Annotated in this window: 16 protein-coding genes; 7 read left to right on the top strand and 9 right to left on the bottom strand. The window is 64.3% G+C overall.

The features are described 5' to 3' along the window. Positions 1-5: 5 nt before the first annotated feature. Positions 6-437, top strand: a complete 432-nt coding sequence (msrB, locus tag ACFT1A_RS03480; RefSeq protein WP_283304535.1) for a peptide-methionine (R)-S-oxide reductase MsrB — start codon at positions 6-8, stop codon at positions 435-437. 96 nt (positions 438-533) lie between these two features. Next, positions 534-740 (top strand): DUF2510 domain-containing protein, encoded by a 207-nt coding sequence (locus ACFT1A_RS03475; RefSeq protein ID WP_378445849.1) that lies wholly within the window; start codon positions 534-536, stop codon positions 738-740. A gap of 2 nt (positions 741-742) precedes the next feature. Here ACFT1A_RS03475 and ACFT1A_RS03470 read toward each other — a convergent pair whose 3' ends face one another. The 8 genes from ACFT1A_RS03470 to hemE all read right to left on the bottom strand — a co-directional run bounded on the left by ACFT1A_RS03470 (position 743) and on the right by hemE (position 8,198). Next, positions 743-931 (bottom strand): hypothetical protein, encoded by a 189-nt coding sequence (locus tag ACFT1A_RS03470; RefSeq protein ID WP_378445848.1) that lies wholly within the window; start codon positions 929-931, stop codon positions 743-745. Beyond that, entirely contained in the window at positions 932-1,852 is a 921-nt protein-coding gene (locus ACFT1A_RS03465; protein WP_378445847.1) for a hypothetical protein, read from the bottom strand. It lies immediately after the preceding gene. Next, complete coding sequence (locus tag ACFT1A_RS03460) at positions 1,852-2,163, bottom strand: hypothetical protein (protein ID WP_378445846.1); 312 nt, start codon at positions 2,161-2,163, stop codon at positions 1,852-1,854. Before ACFT1A_RS03460 ends, ACFT1A_RS03465 begins: the two co-directional genes overlap by 1 nt. Continuing rightward, entirely contained in the window at positions 2,156-2,629 is a 474-nt protein-coding gene (locus tag ACFT1A_RS03455) for a YbaB/EbfC family nucleoid-associated protein (protein ID WP_378445845.1), read from the bottom strand. The genes ACFT1A_RS03460 and ACFT1A_RS03455 overlap by 8 nt, the downstream gene beginning before the upstream one ends. An 82-nt stretch (positions 2,630-2,711) precedes the next feature. Continuing rightward, positions 2,712-4,988: a molybdopterin guanine dinucleotide-containing S/N-oxide reductase gene (locus tag ACFT1A_RS03450; protein ID WP_378446113.1), complete on the bottom strand. Its 2,277-nt coding sequence runs from the start codon at positions 4,986-4,988 to the stop codon at positions 2,712-2,714. Positions 4,989-5,042: 54 nt separating this feature from the next. Further along, complete coding sequence (gene hemQ, locus ACFT1A_RS03445; RefSeq protein ID WP_378445844.1) at positions 5,043-5,738, bottom strand: hydrogen peroxide-dependent heme synthase; 696 nt, start codon at positions 5,736-5,738, stop codon at positions 5,043-5,045. 4 nt (positions 5,739-5,742) lie between these two features. Then, entirely contained in the window at positions 5,743-7,104 is a 1,362-nt protein-coding gene (locus ACFT1A_RS03440; protein ID WP_378445843.1) for a protoporphyrinogen oxidase, read from the bottom strand. After that, positions 7,101-8,198, bottom strand: a complete 1,098-nt coding sequence (hemE, locus tag ACFT1A_RS03435) for a uroporphyrinogen decarboxylase (RefSeq protein WP_378445842.1) — start codon at positions 8,196-8,198, stop codon at positions 7,101-7,103. The genes ACFT1A_RS03440 and hemE overlap by 4 nt, the downstream gene beginning before the upstream one ends. 168 nt (positions 8,199-8,366) lie before the next feature. On the opposite strand from hemE, the gene ACFT1A_RS03430 reads away from it, so the two are divergent. The 5 genes from ACFT1A_RS03430 (at position 8,367) to ACFT1A_RS03410 (ending at position 15,213) form a co-directional block, all read left to right on the top strand. Beyond that, positions 8,367-8,957 carry a DUF3000 domain-containing protein gene (locus ACFT1A_RS03430; protein WP_003942604.1) on the top strand — a complete coding sequence of 197 codons (591 nt, stop codon included), beginning with the start codon at positions 8,367-8,369 and terminating at the stop codon, positions 8,955-8,957. Positions 8,958-9,017: 60 nt separating this feature from the next. Beyond that, a complete protein-coding gene (locus ACFT1A_RS03425) occupies positions 9,018-10,424 on the top strand; it encodes a wax ester/triacylglycerol synthase family O-acyltransferase (protein WP_378445841.1) in 1,407 nt (468 codons plus the stop codon). A gap of 11 nt (positions 10,425-10,435) precedes the next feature. Then, positions 10,436-11,725, top strand: a complete 1,290-nt coding sequence (locus ACFT1A_RS03420) for an HRDC domain-containing protein (RefSeq protein WP_378445840.1) — start codon at positions 10,436-10,438, stop codon at positions 11,723-11,725. A gap of 161 nt (positions 11,726-11,886) precedes the next feature. Next, positions 11,887-13,107 carry a thiolase family protein gene (locus ACFT1A_RS03415; protein ID WP_317553025.1) on the top strand — a complete coding sequence of 407 codons (1,221 nt, stop codon included), beginning with the start codon at positions 11,887-11,889 and terminating at the stop codon, positions 13,105-13,107. Further along, on the top strand, positions 13,108-15,213 hold the full coding sequence (locus tag ACFT1A_RS03410; RefSeq protein ID WP_378445839.1) for a 3-hydroxyacyl-CoA dehydrogenase NAD-binding domain-containing protein: 2,106 nt from the start codon (positions 13,108-13,110) through the stop codon (positions 15,211-15,213). 66 nt (positions 15,214-15,279) lie between these two features. On the opposite strand, the gene ACFT1A_RS03405 is transcribed toward ACFT1A_RS03410, so the two are convergent. Further along, complete coding sequence (locus ACFT1A_RS03405; RefSeq protein WP_378445838.1) at positions 15,280-16,851, bottom strand: GMC oxidoreductase; 1,572 nt, start codon at positions 16,849-16,851, stop codon at positions 15,280-15,282. Between the last annotated feature and the right edge of the window lie 73 nt (positions 16,852-16,924).

The raw sequence follows: 16,924 nt of genomic DNA, 5'->3' as shown, positions 1-16,924 counted from the left end.
GAGGCATGAGTTCTTCACACGATGGCATCGACAGCACACCTGAGGTCACGTACACCGAGAGCGAGTGGCGTGAAAAGCTGAGTCCGGAGGAGTTCGCGGTTCTGCGCCAAGCCGGCACCGAACGCCCCTTCGTCGGCGAGTACACCGACACCACGACGGAAGGTGTTTACTCCTGCCGGGCGTGCGGAGCCGAACTGTTCCGCAGCACCGAGAAGTTCGAATCACACTGCGGGTGGCCGTCCTTCTTCGATCCGGCGGATTCGGATGCCGTGATCCTGAAGGAAGACAGCTCACTCGGGATGCGCCGCGTCGAGGTCATCTGCAAGAAGTGCCACAGCCACCTGGGCCACGTATTCGAGGGTGAGGGATACCCGACGCCGACCGATCAGCGATACTGCATCAACTCGATCTCGCTGGTTCTCAAGCCCGCTCAGTAGCCAGGTCGAAAGCTCCCGTGAGTCGTGTTGTGCCACTCGACATGCAACGAATCGGTGAGTTGGCGCGATACTGAGCCCATGGGAGCTATGCAGCCGATGCACTGGCTAATCGTATTCTTCGTGTTCATCGTGGTCGCCGTCGGAATAGTGGCGTTGGTCCTGGTCTTGGTGCGTTCGTCGAGCGCGAGGACTACACCGGCCGCCGAACAAATCGTGCAGGGTTGGTATCCCGACGCGATGGACCCACGTTTCGTTCGCTGGTTCGACGGCCGCGTGTGGACGGACCAGGTCAGACCTCGATAGCTCTAACCCTCTTTTCCCTTTGCACCGAGGACGAGAATCAAGAGTCCGATCGATCCGAGCACCAAAACCGCGCCGACGATGTTCACCACACTCAGAAGCACGCCGTGTGAGTACAACAAGAGCAGGACCGCTGAACCGACGCAGGCACCGATGACAACCGTCGCGATGACCAAGGCGTCGCGCGCGCTCACTCAGAAGTCCCAGTTCAGCGCAGTCGGGCTCAGACCGGCCGCATTCAGGTCCTCGTTGCGAGCGACAAGACCGTCTTTGACGGAACCGATCCCACCCCCGATCGCGCCGGAAGTGATGTCCGTCAGTGAGGCGTCGCCGCCCGTGACCTCCTTCGTCACGATCGCAGCGGACGCTCCCGAGACCGCGTCGTCGAAGGCGCCTCGCGCGATCTCCTGCAACCTCGAACCGGTCGGAAGCGGGTTCGGGTCCGGCCCGACACGATCCGGCGTCGTCTTCAATCCTGCGTTCGCGAGCCCCTTGATGAAGCCGTCGCGCCCTTCGGTCACGACCTTGCCACCGTCGATCGACTGGCGGTGATCCATCGACATCTGGCCCAGTTGAATGGCGAGACCGGAGAAGACGGCTGCCGCAGCTTCCACTGCCGCAGCCTCGATCACTCGTATCAACAATTGCTGCAACAACATCCGGACCGTGAGGGTTGTTGCCACCTCAGCCGCCACGACCCCGGCGGTACTGACACCCAACGTCGGGACAGCGGCCGCCACCATGGCGGCAATCTCGAGCGCCAGTGCGCTCAGCGCCGCGAGGATCGACAGTTTGGTGTACTCGATGTCCGTGCCTGTATCGGTGCACGACTGGCCCAGTTCGGCTGCAGCAGAGGACAACCGCTCGAAGACCTCCGCAACTCCGCCGGCCTCCGACCAATACCGAGACAACGAGTCGCCGGCTTGACCGTCGATCGATGCCAGTACGGCCTGCAATCCGTAACCACCGGCAGCAGCCGAAGCCTCGATTTGATCAGCCGCACCTGACCAGGCATCACCTAATCGCCACAGTGCCGTTTCGTCTCCTTGCGGCCAGTCGCTGCCTACCGCGACCGACGCAACCGCCTGTAACCAGCCCGGAATCTCGAGTCCCATCAGAGCCCACCCGCCATGTCGTCGGCGAGCGAGGAGTCGATCGATTCGAAACGATCGGCGATCTCGATCAGCGTGGCGGTCAATTCGCGCATCGCGCCCGCGACCAGCGACATCCCACCAACCGCTGACGCCGAACCGGGAAGATATGCGCCCGAGAATGTGGTTCCGAACTGGTCACCTCCCCAGCAACCCTCTTCGGCGGCGACCACTGCGTCGAGAGCGCTCCGAGCCTCGTCGAGATCGGCAGCGACCACTGCGAAGGCTGGTGCAGCACTCTTCATCGCGGCCACGTCCACACCCAGTTCAGACATTGCCGGAGCTCCTCAGAACGGTGCGGTCCCAGTGTTCGTCGCCGGTGACCGGTGTGGAACTCGGGCGAGGCTCGAGAATCTCGCGCAATCCGAGCACACCCGGGACCAGGTCCGGCAAGTCGATTCTGGCCGCATCCGTGAACGGCTTCGTCATCTCGGCAACCTGTCGGCGCATGTCTTCTGCCGCAGAGGTGGCCGTAGCCAGGATCAGATTCCCCAACGCTGCCGGCGAATGCTTGCCGTAAGAACTCCCAGAGAGGGTAACTCCCACAATTGCCCCCGAAGCGTCCACGACGATTTCCACGCAGCCGTCACTCGAACGCGCGCTCGCCCTGGATCGAGCGATCCTCTCCTGCAAGTCCGCCAGCGATCGCGTTCGCTCCAACAGAACGTCCTGCATCGAATCGATCTGGGCCCGAAGAACTTCGACTTGCCCCCGCATCGAACCAACATCCGCTGCACTCACGATGGCCCCCACCTTCGATAGATCGTGACACCTGATTCAGGCGCTCACGAGGTTCGACGCGAGAGGTGGCCGATCGGTTCCGTCAGCGCGAACGAAGCACCGGCGGATCGAACGCCTTGACCGGCGGCAGGGCCCCGTCGAATTTCTCGATCTGCACCAGAACGTGCTGGCCGGTGCAGCCGTGCGAGAGCGAGGACGTACCGATGTCCGGTGTCAGAACGTTGGGATTTCCGTGCACACACATGGCGTCGGGATCGGCAGGATCGAGCGGGTCGTACCACGCACCGGTGGACAGCTGGACGACATCGCTCCGCAAATCCGAATCGACGATCACACCAGCAAGGCACGCCCCGCGATCGTTGAACACGCGCACCACGTCACCACCCGACACGCCGCGCGCTGCCGCTGCATCGGGGTGCATACGAATCGGCTCGCGTCCCTGAATCTTCGACGCCTGGCTCGCAGCGCCGTGATCGAGTTGGCTGTGCAGCCGCGACTTGGGCTGGTTGGCGATCAGGTGAAGCGGGAACTGCGAGGCACGCGGGCCACCCAACCACTCGTCGGGCTCGTACCAGCGTGGATGGCCGGCGCAGTCGTCGTAGCCGAAGGACTCGATGGTCTCGGAGAAGATCTCGATCTTCCCACTGGGAGTCGAGAGCGGATACTTCTCGGGATCCTCACGGAAGTCGCCGAAGAGCACGAGGTTGTCTTCGGTTCGCATCCGGTAGTGCCCGTCTGCCCAGAAATCCTCGAACGTCGGTGTGTTGCCGCCGTCTGCATCGACAAACGGCCGCCATTGACCGTACAGATGCTCGATCCACTCCTGCGAGGATCGCCCCTCGGTGAACTGTTTCCCGAATCCGAGCGCAGAAGCCAGATCGGCAAACGTGTCGTAATCGTCACGCGAGTTCTCGAAAGGTGGAACGACCTGCTGCATCGCGACCAGAAGCGGGTCGTTTCGAGTGCAGCTCAGGTCATTTCGTTCGAGCGAGGTGGTCGACGGGACAACGATGTCGGCGCTGCGAGCCATCGGCGTCCAGTACGGATCGTGAACGACGATCGTGTCCGGCCGTGCAAACGCGCGTCGCAGCCGCGGGAGATCCTGATGGTGATGGAAGGGATTGCCACCGGCCCAGTAGACCAACCGGATGTCGGGATAGATCAGGCGTCGGCCGTCGTAGTCGAACTCCTCCCCGGGCGAGAGCAGCAGATCGGAAATCGCGGCTACCGGTATGAAATCCGACACCGGATTCAGACCTTGGGAAAATGTCGGCAACGGATACGGGACCGGGGCCAGACCGGGCTCGTTCATCGAACCGTAGCCGTGCCCGAAACCGCCACCCGGGAGCCCGAACTGGCCGAGCATCGCTGCAAGTGTCACGCCCATCCACGGGGCCTGCTCACCATGTTTGATGCGTTGCAACGACCACGTGACGGTCACCAGCGTCCGGCCCGACGCCATTCTCCGAGCTAGGTCGGTGATGAACTCGGCAGAAACTCCGGAGATCTCCTGCGCCCAGCGGGGATCCTTCGGGACTCCGTCCGTCCGTCCGAGCAGATAGTCCTCGAAGCGTTCGTAGCCGACGCAGAAGCGGTTCAGGAATTCGCGATCGTGAAGGTTCTCCGACGCCAGAACAAATGCCAGTGCGAGCATGATCGCCACGTCGGTGCCCGGAACGGGTGCGATCCACTCGCAGTCGCCATCGACGTCGTCACGCAACGGACTGAACGAGACGATCTTTCCGCCGCGGGCCCGAAATGCGTTGAGCGCCCCGAGCGTCGGATGATCGCTCGTACCACCGGCATTGACGCCGGTGTTCTTGATCGGCACTCCCCCGAACGAGACGAGGAGATCGGAATGCTCCGCGATGACGTCCCACGACGTGGAGCGCGCGAACAACTTCCAGTGCGTTCCGACCACACGCGGCATGATGACGCCGGTGGCGCCGAGCGAGTAGCTGTGGACCGACTTGGTGTATCCGCCCAGCTGATTCAGAAATCGGTGAACTTGGCTCTGCGCGTGATGGAATCGACCGGCGCTGGCCCAACCGTACGAGCCACCGAAGATCGCGTTGTTTCCATGTGTGTCGACCACACGACGCAACTCGCGCGAGAGCAGTTCTGTCAGCTCGTCCCAGGAGACCGAGACGAATTCGTCGGCTCCACGTTGGTCGCTGGGACCCGGCCCGTTCTCGAGCCAACCTCGGCGCACCGCCGGGCCCGCAACGCGAGCTCGACTGCGCACCGAACCGGCGAGGTTCCCGAGCATCGGCGAAGGATTTGAATCACCCTCGTACGGATGTACTGCGGTCACCTCGCCGGCGACCGACTCGGCGGTGAACATTCCCCAATGGGACATGTGTTGACGACGCCGGTTCGGTGCAGTTGTCACGGAGACTACTTTCGAAGTAGGTCAGGGAAGGGAAAGGACCAGCTTCTCGATGTCCACGCGCGGCCCGGTGAAGAACGGCACCTCTTCGCGAACGTGCAAGCGAGCTTCGGTGGCACGCAGATCACGCATCAGATCGACGATACGGATGAGCTCCGGCGCTTCGAACGCAAGAATCCACTCGTAGTCCCCCAGAGCGAAAGACGGGACCGTGTTGGCGCGAACGTCCTTGTACGAACGAGCAGCCATACCGTGATCGGCGAGCATCTTGCGACGCTCCTCGTCGGGGAGCAGGTACCACTCGTACGAGCGGACGAACGGGTAGACGCAGATGTAGTCGCCCGGATCCTCACCCGCGATGAAGGAGGGCACGTGGCTCTTGTTGAACTCCGCGGGGCGGTGCACCGCCGAGTTGCTCCAGATCGGGGCACTCGCCTGTCCGAGGACCGTGGTGCGACGGAAATCCGCGTACGCGGCCTGCAGCTCCTCGATGCTGGCCGCGTGGGTCCAGATCATGAAGTCCGCGTCGGCGCGCAAGCCGGCGACGTCGTAGATGCCGCGAACCACGACGCCCTTGTCTTCGAGACCCTCGAAGAACAAGCGGGCGTCCTTGACCGCAGCTTCCCGATCATCGCCCAGCACACCGGGTTCCACCTGGAACACGGAGAACATGAGGTAACGGATTTCAGAGTTCAGTTTGTCGAAATCAAGGCGTGCCATGGGTCTATCGTGCCACTCGCTCGAATATCCGTGTAGCCGCCGTCGTGCCGACTGCGACACACGCCGGAACCCCGACGCCGTGCAGCCATGACCCGGCCACTTCGAGACCGTCGAACTGTGTCATCTCGGACTCGATTTCAGCCACGATTTCCGTGTGACCTGGGGCGTACTGGGGAAGACCGCCGTGCCACCGCTGGACGAAGCTTGCTCCCGGCTCCTCGGTGATTCCGGTCACGACCCCGAGATCGGCCCGCGCGAGTTCGATCAGTTCCCCATCCGGCCGGTCGACGATCTCCGATGCACCGAATCGGCCGAACGACACCCGAACGAGATGCTCGCCGCGATCAGCGAGGTGTGTCCATTTTCGACTCGACAACGTGAACGCCTTGGCGGTCAGGTCGGCGTCGGTGGCAACAAGAATCCCCGAATTCTGCGGAAGATCGACCTGCCTGGACAGCCGGAGCGCCACCACCGCGGACGACGCCAGTTCGATCCGCGCAGTGATCCTCGCGATCTTCGGATCAACTCCGGCCAACAGCGTCGCTGCACGCGGCGCCGGGACCGCCAGAATGACCGCGTCGACGCTGCCGAGCGGATCGACGTTCCAACCCGTCCCGTCCCGGCGTAACCCCGAGGCCTCTCCGCGGACGAAAGTCGCGTCGGCGGCCTCCCGTAGCGCATCGAGCAGGACGCCGTAACCGTCCCTGAGCGCTCCGAACACCGGTCCGGGTGCAGGGGTCGGCAACGCAGCCGCGACTGCATCCGTGAGGCTTTGAGCCCCGGCATCGAGCGCCGCAGCGAGTGTCGGTAATGCTGCGCGGACGCCGATGGTCTCCGCCAGCCCCGAGTACACCCCGCCCAGAAGCGGATCCACCGACCGGCTGACCACCTGATCACCGAATCGCTGCGAAACCAGTTCGGCAACACTGCAATCGGAACCGCGGGTCCACTCGAACGGGAAAGCCGGCTCGGCCGCTATGCGCGCCAGAGTCTGCTCGTCGACAAGATCTCGCACCGACTCCGCCGACGCCGGAATTCCCATCAGGGTTCCGGTGGGCAACCGATTCAGTGATCCCTGAGACCAGATCAACGGGCTCAACCCCGCGGGATAGACGATCTGATCGGTCAATCCCAGCTCGGCGAGAAGCGCGGGAACCTCGGGTCGACGGGCGATGAACGCCTCGGCACCGATGTCGATCGGTCCGCCGCCCAGATCAACTGTTCGCAGCTTCCCGCCCAGTCGCGGTGAGTCGTCGACGACCGTGATGTCGGCATCGGAACCCAGACTGCGCCGAAGCCGGTACGCGGCAACCAGACCGGAGATTCCGCCTCCGATCACCGCGACCGACGGCCGAGTGGTCGTCACAGCGAGTGCACCAGCTCCACCGCCGCGGTGATCGCCGTGGGATCGGTGTCGGGAAGAACTCCGTGGCCGAGATTGAAGATGTGGCCGATGGCACCGGCTTCAATCGCGCGATCCCCTTCGGCGGCGATCCGTCGTACTTCGCGATCGATCACCTCGGGTCCGGCGAACAGGACCGCGGGATCGAGGTTGCCCTGCAGTGCCTTGCCCGGACCGACACGACCTGCCGCGACGTCGAGCGGGATCCGCCAGTCGACACCCACGACGTCGGCGCCGGCCTCCCCCATCGCGCCGAGGAGTTCACCGGTTCCGACACCGAAGTGGATGCGCGGAACGCCGGCAGCGGCAACCTCGGCGAATACGCGCTCGGAATGCGGGAGAACAAATTCCCGGTAGTCGGCCAGCGAAAGTGCGCCGGCCCACGAGTCGAACAACTGGACCGCGTCGACACCTGCCTTGAGCTGCGCTTGCAGGAAGCAGATCGTGGTGTCTGCCAAGCTTCCGAGCAACGCGTGCCAGGTCTTCGGGTCGGAGTGCATGAGCGCTTTGGTCTTCTCGTGGTTCCGGCTCGGACCGCCCTCGACCAGATACGACGCCAACGTGAACGGCGCTCCGGCAAAACCGATCAGCGGAGTCGAGCCCAACTCGGTGGTGAGAAGCCGAACGGCCTGCGCGATTGCGCCTACCTCTTCGGGGACCAGACGCGGCAGTGCTGCGACGTCGGCGACGGAGCGAACCGGATTGGCAACCACCGGTCCGACACCGGCAACGATGTCGAGATCGATTCCCGCGGCTTTGAGCGGAACAACGATGTCCGAGAACAGGATTGCCGCGTCCACGTCGTGACGGCGCACCGGCTGCATCGTGATCTCACAGACCAGCGCCGGATCGAAACATGATTCCAACATGCCGATCCCCGCGCGGATCTCGCGGTACTCCGGCAGCGAACGCCCGGCCTGGCGCATGAACCACACCGGCCGTCGGCTCGGAGTGCGTCCGGTCGCCGCGGCAAGCAACGGTGCGTCGGGCAAAACTCGCCGAGCGCTGTATTCCGCCGACCCGGTGGTGCCTGAATTCATGTTGTCCAACCCGCTCATCAGTCCTCGCGCTCTCCGCCAACGTGTGTCTTCGATCGACTCAATGCTGCCATGTCCCACACTCCGGATCGGACACCCGAGCGGTTCGTGAGCACCCCCACACCCGAGCCACACTCGGTCGGCGCGCCTCCACCTACCCGCCCGCATCCCCGACTAACGTCCTGACCTGTGACGACATCCGGATCGACAGCCGACCCGGCCGAGTTCCGTGCCGCCGTGGAGGCGATGACCGCTGCGCGGGTTCGGCCCGAGATAGAGGTCGGTCCCATCCGTCCGCCGCAGCGTCTCGCTCCGTACAGCCACGCCGTGGGGGCGGAGGTACTGCATCCGGACTCCGACGTCGTGGCAGAGCAATCCGAAGGTGACGCTTTCGGCCGCCTCATCCTGCTGTTCGATCCGGACGGCGACGAGGCGTGGAACGGCACCATGCGGTTGGTCGCCTACATCCAGGCCGATCTCGACGAAGCCGTCGCCGCGGATCCACTCCTTCCCGAAGTAGCCTGGAGTTGGCTGGTGGACGCATTGGAGGCGGGGCCGGAACCTTTTGTCGCCCTGGGCGGTACGGTCACGGCCACGACATCGGTGCGTTACGGCGACATTGCCGGGCCGCCCCGAGCCCATCAGCTCGAACTACGAGCGTCCTGGACTGCAACTTCGTCCGAACTGGCTCACCACGTCGAGGCTTTCTGTGAAGTTCTCGCCTATGCCGCGGGGCTTCCTCCCGCCGGGATAACCACGCTGTCGCGGCAGAACGACTGACTCCGCTACTCGTTTGAGCATTCCACCGGAAAAATACTAGAACCTGTTCTAAAATGAGTCATGCAACGTCTCAGCGGACTCGACGCGACCTTCCTCTACTTGGAAACACCGACCCAGCTATTGCACGTTTGTGGACTTGTCCTGCTCGACCCCACGACCATCCCGGGCGGTTACGACTATCGGAAGCTGCTTCGCGAGTTGGACTCGCGGATGGCCACCATGCCGACCTTCCGGCGCAAACTCAAGGATTCGCGCCTCAATCTCGACTACCCGGTGTGGGTCGACGATCACGATTTCGACATCGAGCGGCATTGTCATCGGACCTCGGTCCCCGCGCCGGGCACCCACGCGGAACTGGCGGAACTTGCCGGGCACATCGCCAGCCAGCCATTGGATCGGTCGCGTCCGCTGTGGGAGATGTGGGTCATCGAGGGACTCGCCGACGGACAGATCGCGGTCATGTCGAAGATCCATCACAGCGCCGCTGACGGCATAACCGGCGCAAACATCCTCGCTCAGCTGTGCAGCCTCGAACCGGATTCACCGGCCCTGGTGGACCCCGACGCTCAGGGTGCGGGCGACGCGGGAACGCTGGACATCGCGATCGGTGGGCTCATGGCCGTGATCGCACGGCCCGCACGAATTGCCCGATTGGTTCCCGGCGGAATCGCCATGCTCCCCAAGTGGGTGACGCGCGCACGGAAGGGTGAAGCCATGCCTGCGCCGTTCACCGCGCCGCGGACCTCGTTCAACGGCGCTATCACCGGTCACCGCAACGTCGCGTTCAGCCAGCTCGACCTCGCGAAGGTCAAAGCCGTCAAAGACCGTCACGGCGTGAAGGTCAACGACGTGGTTCTCGCGCTCTGCGCCGGAGCGTTGCGTAAGTATCTGGAAGAACGGGACGAGCTGCCGGAGGATTCCCTCGTCGCCATGGTGCCGGTGTCGGTCCACGGCAAATCCGATCGGCCGGGTACGAACCAGATCTCGGGCATGTTCACGCAACTCGGCACCCAGATCGCCGATCCGGTCGAACGCCTGCACGCGATCAGCGATTACAACGCCACTTCGAAGAACCACAACGAAGCACTGGGGGCGAGCATGCTTCAAGACTGGTCGCAGTTCGCATCGCCGGCAGTGTTCGGCGCTGCAATGCGCGTGTACTCGTCACTCAAACTTGCCGAACGTCACCCCGTCGTGTCCAACCTGGTGGTCTCCAACGTGCCAGGGCCGCCGGTCCCGCTCTATTTCCTGGGCGCGCAGATCAAAGGAATGTTCCCGCTCGGTCCGATCTTTCACGGGGCGGGCCTCAACGTGACGGTGATGTCGCTCGACGGAAAACTCGACGTCGGCATCGTCAGTTGCTCTGATCTGGCACCCGAATTGGACCAGCTCGCGCAAGGTTTCGGGGCAGCTCTCGACGAACTGTTCGAGGCTGAGGTGACAACCACTGTCCCCACTGCGACGTAGAGTCAGTGACCATGTCCGAAGTCACCGATGATGCGACCGAGCCCACCTCCGACGTAGTTCCGCTGCTCGTACCTCGTGACGGAGTTCCGGAAGTCATCACCACTGCCGCCGGCGTCGCAGCCGCCGCAGCCGCGCTGGCTTCCGGCCACGGCCCGCTCGCCGTCGACGCCGAGCGGGCATCCGGATTCCGCTATTCGGCACGGGCGTACCTGATCCAGCTCCGACGCGAGGGCGCAGGATCGTTCCTGCTCGATCCGATTCCGACGGCGCAAGATCTACAGCCGTTGGCCGAGGCGATCAACCCGTTGCAATGGGTTCTGCACTCGGCGGATCAAGATCTCCCCGGCCTCGCCGAATTGGGCCTGACACCAGCAGAACTCTTCGACACCGAACTGGCCGGACGACTGGCGGGCTTCGAGCGAGTCGGACTGGCCGCGATAGTCGAACGAACCCTGCGGGTGGAACTGCGCAAGGGTCACGGCGCTGCCGACTGGTCGACGCGCCCACTGCCGGAGGCCTGGTTGAACTACGCCGCCCTCGACGTCGAAGTGCTTCTCGAGCTGCGCGACGCGATGGAGGCCGAACTCGAATCCCAAGGCAAGCTCGAGTGGGCGAAGGAAGAGTTCGAGTACATCCGGCTGGCCGGCCCGCCCAAACCCAAGCCCGACCGTTGGCGTCGTACGTCGCACATCACCTCACTCAAGACCACCCGTCAGTTGGCGGCGGTGCGGGCACTGTGGCAGGCCCGTGAGGATCTCGCACGCAAACGCGACGTGTCGCCGAGCCGGGTACTTCCCGACTCCGCGATCATCGATGCCGCTCTCAAAGACCCTCAGTCGTTGGACGCGCTCCGCTCCCTTCCCGTCTTCGGAGGACCACGTCAACGCCGTTATTCGCGTATTTGGATGGATGCACTCGAAGCGGCGCGCAGGCTCCCCGACAGTGAGCTTCCGCCGAAGACCCCGCCGATCGTCGGGCCCCCCGCCGCCGGTCGCTGGGCTCGACAGGATCCAGCCGCTGCCGACCGGTTGACGGCGGCGCGCGCAGCACTGTCGGACCTGAGCAAAGAGGTTTCGGTACCGGTGGAAAACCTGCTCCAACCCGACCTGGTCAGGCGCCTGTGCTGGGACTGGAAATTGGAACCCGACTCGGACATCGCCGAAGTCGAGAGTGCAATCGAGACCAAGCTCACTTCCGGTGGCGCACGTGGCTGGCAACGCACTTTGACGGTTCCCGTCCTCGCCGAGGCACTGAACTCCGTGGTCCCGGCCGAGCCCGAAGTGGAAGAGCTTGAATCCTGACCTGACCCCGGTGTGAGGTTGGAGCAATTCGGCACGTTAAGTTACCGGTCAGTAATGGGCAGTAGTACGCTCGATACGAGGCCGGACGCCTGGCCGTGATCGCCGAACCAACGTCTCACCGCCCTTCGGTGCGGTGGGCAGCTCCATCAGGAGGAATTCGCGTGGCTCCATCCACAAACAACCAACGCAACGTCGTCTTCGTCGACGGCATTCGCACCCCGTTCGGCAAGGCCGGCCCGAAAGGCATGTACGCCGACACGCGCGCAGACGATCTCGTCGTCAAGGCGATTCGTGAGCTGCTTCGTCGTAACCCGCAGCTCGATCCCGCGCGGATCGACGAAGTGGCCGTCGCAGCCACGACGCAGACCGGTGACCAGGGCCTGACCATCGGCCGTACCGCTGCGATCCTCGCCGGTCTCCCCGAAACCGTTCCCGGATTCGCCATCGACCGCATGTGTGCCGGCGCGATGACGGCCGTCACCACCACCGCGTCGGGTATCGGCTTCGGCCAGTACGACGTCGTGATCGCCGGTGGAGTCGAGCACATGGGTCACCACCCGATGGGTGAGGGCGCAGACCCCAACCCGCGTTTCCTCGCCGACCGCCTGGTCGATCCGAGCGCCCTCGTGATGGGTAACACTGCCGAGAACCTGCACGACCGGTTCCCGACCATCACCAAGGAACGCACGGATGCCTACGCCGTCAACAGCCAGAACAAGTACGAGGCTGCCAAGAAGGCCGGCTTCATCGCCGACACCTTGGTCCCCGTCGCCACTCGCAGTTCCGCGGGCTGGGGTCTGGCCACCGAGGACGAGCCGCCGCGCCCCGGAACCACCGTCGAAGATCTCGCGAAGCTCAAGACGCCGTTCCGCCCGGCCGGACGCATCACCGCCGGTAACGCCGCCGGACTCAACGACGGCGCCACCGCCGCCCTGCTCGCCGGTGAGGACACCGCAGCAGAGCTCGGCCTGCCGGTCGGCATGCGCATGGTCGGGTTCGCCTACCAGGGCGTCGACCCCGCCGTCATGGGCATCGGCCCGGTTCCCGCCACGGAGAAGCTCCTGGCCCGTACCGGCCTGAAGATCGAGGACATCGGACTCTTCGAGATCAACGAGGCGTTCGCCGTTCAGGTCCTCGCGTTCCTCGAGCACTACGGAATCGCCGACGACGACCCGCGCGTCAACCAGTGGGGCGGCGCCATCGCGTGTGGCCACCCCCTCGCTTCCTCGGGCGTTCGCCTGATGACGCAGCTCTCCCGCCAGTTCGCGACACGCCCCGACGTGCGCTACGGCTTGACCACCATGTGCATCGGCCTCGGCATGGGCGGCACCGTCATCTGGGAGAACCCGAACCACGCTGACTACCAGGCAGGAGTCAACTAAATGTCTGATATTGCAACAGCATTCGCCGACGAGGTCGTCACGAACGCCTACACCAAGATCATCTCGGTTCCCGGTATCGAGGGCCCGTTTGCACTGATCACCCTCGACAACGGCTTCGACCACACCAAGCCGTCGTCCTTCGGTCCCGGCGGACTCGCAGCATTCGACGCTGCCCTCGACGAAGCCTTTGCCGCCAACCCGGTAGCCGTCGCGGTCACCGGCAAGCCCTTCATCTTCGCCGCCGGCGCGGACCTCAAGGGTGTTCCCGCGATCACCTCGCGTGAGCAGGGGCTCGAGCTGGGCCGCTTGGGCCACAAGGTGTTCCGACGCCTCCGTGAGTCCGCCGTTCCCACGTTCGCCTTCATCAACGGCGTCGCCCTGGGCGGCGGCCTCGAAGTAGGCCTGCACAGCCACTACCGCACGGTTGCCGCCAACGCGGGCGCGCTGGGGCTTCCGGAAGCATTCCTCGGTCTGGTCCCCGGTTGGGGCGGAACGCAGCTGCTCCCCAACCTGGTCGGCCCGTCCAACGCAGTCACCGTGGTGATCGAGAACTCGCTGAACCAGAACAAGGTGCTCTCCCCCAAGAAGGCACTCGAACTCGGCGTCGTCGACGTCGTTCTCGACTCCGCCGACTTCATCGAGCAGTCCCTCGCCTGGGCGTCGCAGGTCCTCGCCGGCACCGTCACCCCCGCTCGCCCGGAGATCGATCGTGGCCAGGGCTGGGACGACGCGATCGCCCGCGCGAAGGCGATCGTCGACGGCAAGACCAAGGGCAATGCACCCGGCGCCGTCAAGGCCGTCGAGCTGCTCGAACTGGCTCGCAGCACCGACATCACCGATGCCGCTTCGCTCGACAAGGGCTTCGCGGCCGAGGACGAGGCTCTTGCCGATCTTCTGCTGACGGACGAGCTCCGGGCTGGTCTGTACGCCTTCGATCTGGTGAACAAGCGCGCCAAGCGTCCCGCCGGAGCACCCGATCGCTCACTCGCTCGTAAGGTCAGCGGCGTCGGCATCGTCGGTGCCGGCCTCATGGCCAGCCAGCTCGCGCTGCTCTTCGTCCGCCAGCTCAAGGTGCCGGTCATCCTGACCGACATCGACCAGGAGCGCATCGACAAGGGTGTCGGCTACGTCCACACCGAGATCGAGAAGCTCCAGGGCAAGGGACGCCTGTCCCCCGACGCCGCGAACCGCCTCAAGGCACTCGTTTCCGGCTCGCTCGACAAGGCCGCGTTCGCCAAGACCGACTTCGTCATCGAAGCCGTCTTCGAGAACATGGACGTCAAGAAGAAGGTCTTCGCGGAACTCGAGCAGTTCATCGCTCCCGAGACCATCCTCGCGACCAACACCTCCTCGCTCTCCATCACGGAGATGGCGTCCGGGCTCGAGCACCCCGAGCGTGTGGTGGGCTTCCACTTCTTCAACCCGGTGGCCGTTCTTCCCCTCCTCGAGATCATCAAGGGCGAAAAGACCGACGACGCTACTCTCGCAACGGCTTTCGCCACCGCGAAGTCGCTGAAGAAGTCTGCCGTCCTCTGCGGCGACAAGGCCGGATTCGTCTTCAACCGCCTCGTCACCCGCACCTTGGGTGAGGTCATGTCCGCCGTCGACGAAGGCACCCCCTTCGACGTCGCAGACAATGCCATCGCCGAACTCGGTATGCCGATGTCGCCGTTCACGCTGCTGGCCCTCGTCGGACCCGCCGTGGCACTGCACACCGGCGAGACCCTGCAGGAGTCGTACCCGGACCGGTTCAAGAGCTCACCCGGACTCGAAGCACTCGTCGAGGCCCGCAAGCCCGGCGTGTGGACCTGGGGCGAGAACGGTCAGGCCGTCGACCCCGAGGTCGCCGCACTGTGGCCGCAGGGTGACAAGGCGTCCACTTCGGAAGAGGTCCTCGAGCGCACACGTCGCGCGTTCGCCGAGGAAATTCAGATCATGCTCGACGAGGGCGTCGTAGCGGCGGCCGAGGACATCGACCTCTGCCTGCTGCTCGGCGGCGGATTCGGATTCTGGAACGGCGGCATCACGCCGTACCTGGACCGCACCGGTACCTCCGAGGCTGTCAACGGCAAGCGCTTCCTCGCGCCCGGTGTTGCCAGCGTCTGAGAAAGTCGATAGACCCGTCACGGACGGCGTGCCCTCGGGTACGCCGTCCGTGACGTTTGTGCAGGCTCAGAAGAGTTTTCCCACATCGTCTTTCACGATGTTCTCGAGCGCGCGCTCCGCCACTGCGGCGATGGTCATCGATGGATTGCACGCGGCGGAGTTGCCCGGCAGCAGAGCACCGTCGAGCACGTACAACCCCCGCTGGCCGAGAACTCGACCGTCGAGGTCGCACACCGAGTTCATGCAGGCACCGCCGAGGGGATGCCACGTGGACGGCAGTATCGCGTTCGTGTCAGTGAGTAGACCGCCTGCCGCGATCCGGTGGGCCGCCGGCCCGATGTGGCCTTGCTGGATCGCCGAATCCCCGTCCTTCGGCCAACGGAGCACCGCCTCACCCCGCGCCGAGTCGTACACGAACCGACCGCGGTCGCGGCTCACACCGAATCCGACCATCACCGTACTGCGAGCGTCGAACGCCACCGGCGGGAACGACGCCTGTATGACGGTGAACGCGTTGTGCGGGTCCTCCCAGTTTCGGCTGCCGTAGACAACAGGCCCGCCCTGGGTGGCACCGAAGTTCTCGGCGAGATCCGACCAGATGTAGATCCGGTCGGCATTGGTCCCCCACCCCGCGCCGAGCTCGTCCGGCAGGTCGGTGATCCGCCCCGTTGCCGCGGCGCGGACCAGGAGTTTGGTGGTGTTCATGCTGCCGGCAGCCATCACGAGCGCATCCGTCGTCAAGATCTTGTTCTCGAGAACCGTGCCGGCAATATCGGTCCGGTCCACGTACACGCGCCACCGCCCGTCAGCTGCCCGTTCGACGTCGGTGACCTGGTGCAAGGTCTCCACGTTCACCAATCCGGTCGCTTCGGCAGCGGCAATGTAGGTGACGTCCACCGAATGCTTGCCACCGTTGTTGACCCCGAGTGCGCCGTCACCGTTGGTGTACGACGGCTTCATCTCACCCCGAAGTTCGGCCAACGCGAAGTTCCAGTCGATCGGCATCGGAATTTTCGACACCGGAAGACCGGAACGCGTTGCGTTGCGCGCGAAGACGCGTGCCGCCTCGTAGTTCGGACTGGAGATCAGTTCTTCGGGTGCAGTTTCCAGTTGCAGCATCCGTGCCACCCGCGGGTAGTGGACGCGGTCCATTCGTGCATAGTCGAGTTCTTCCGGGAAATGCGCGTTGAACACCGCTGCTTCCGGCTGCAGCGTCATCCCTTGGTACACAAGCGATCCGCCGCCCACACCGGCAGCGCAGATCGCTGTCATGTTCTCACCGGTCACTGTCTCCAGCAAACCTGCATAGGGCTCGAAGATCGCCGGCCTACCGAACAGGGTCGGGTTGGACTGATGCCAGAGGATGCGCTTGTCCGGACGTGCGGGATGCGGAAAAGTTTCGGCATTCGGCCCCGTCTGCCACCGAATCCCTCTCTCCAGCAGGGTGACCGGAACTCCGGCCTCAGCCAAGCGAAGAGCCGTCACGCCGCCCCCGAAACCTGAGCCGATTACCACGACGCGGTGCTCTTCACGTGTCAGCGGAATCCCGGTTGCGGCCTTGGCAGTGCGTGGCGCCATCATTGCAACTCCCACGGCGGCCGTGCCGGCCAAGAACGATCTACGTTTGACTCCGGACATGACTGGTGCTCCCTCGAAGAATGTCGCCAGAGAATTCCGGGCACGCCAAAACTAGACACTCTTGCAATGAAGT

The organism is Rhodococcus sp. NPDC057135 (assembly GCF_042670865.1).
In the GTDB taxonomy this organism is placed as follows: Bacteria; Actinomycetota; Actinomycetes; order Mycobacteriales; family Mycobacteriaceae; genus Rhodococcus_F.
This window is presented reverse-complemented; position numbering and strand designations above follow the sequence as displayed.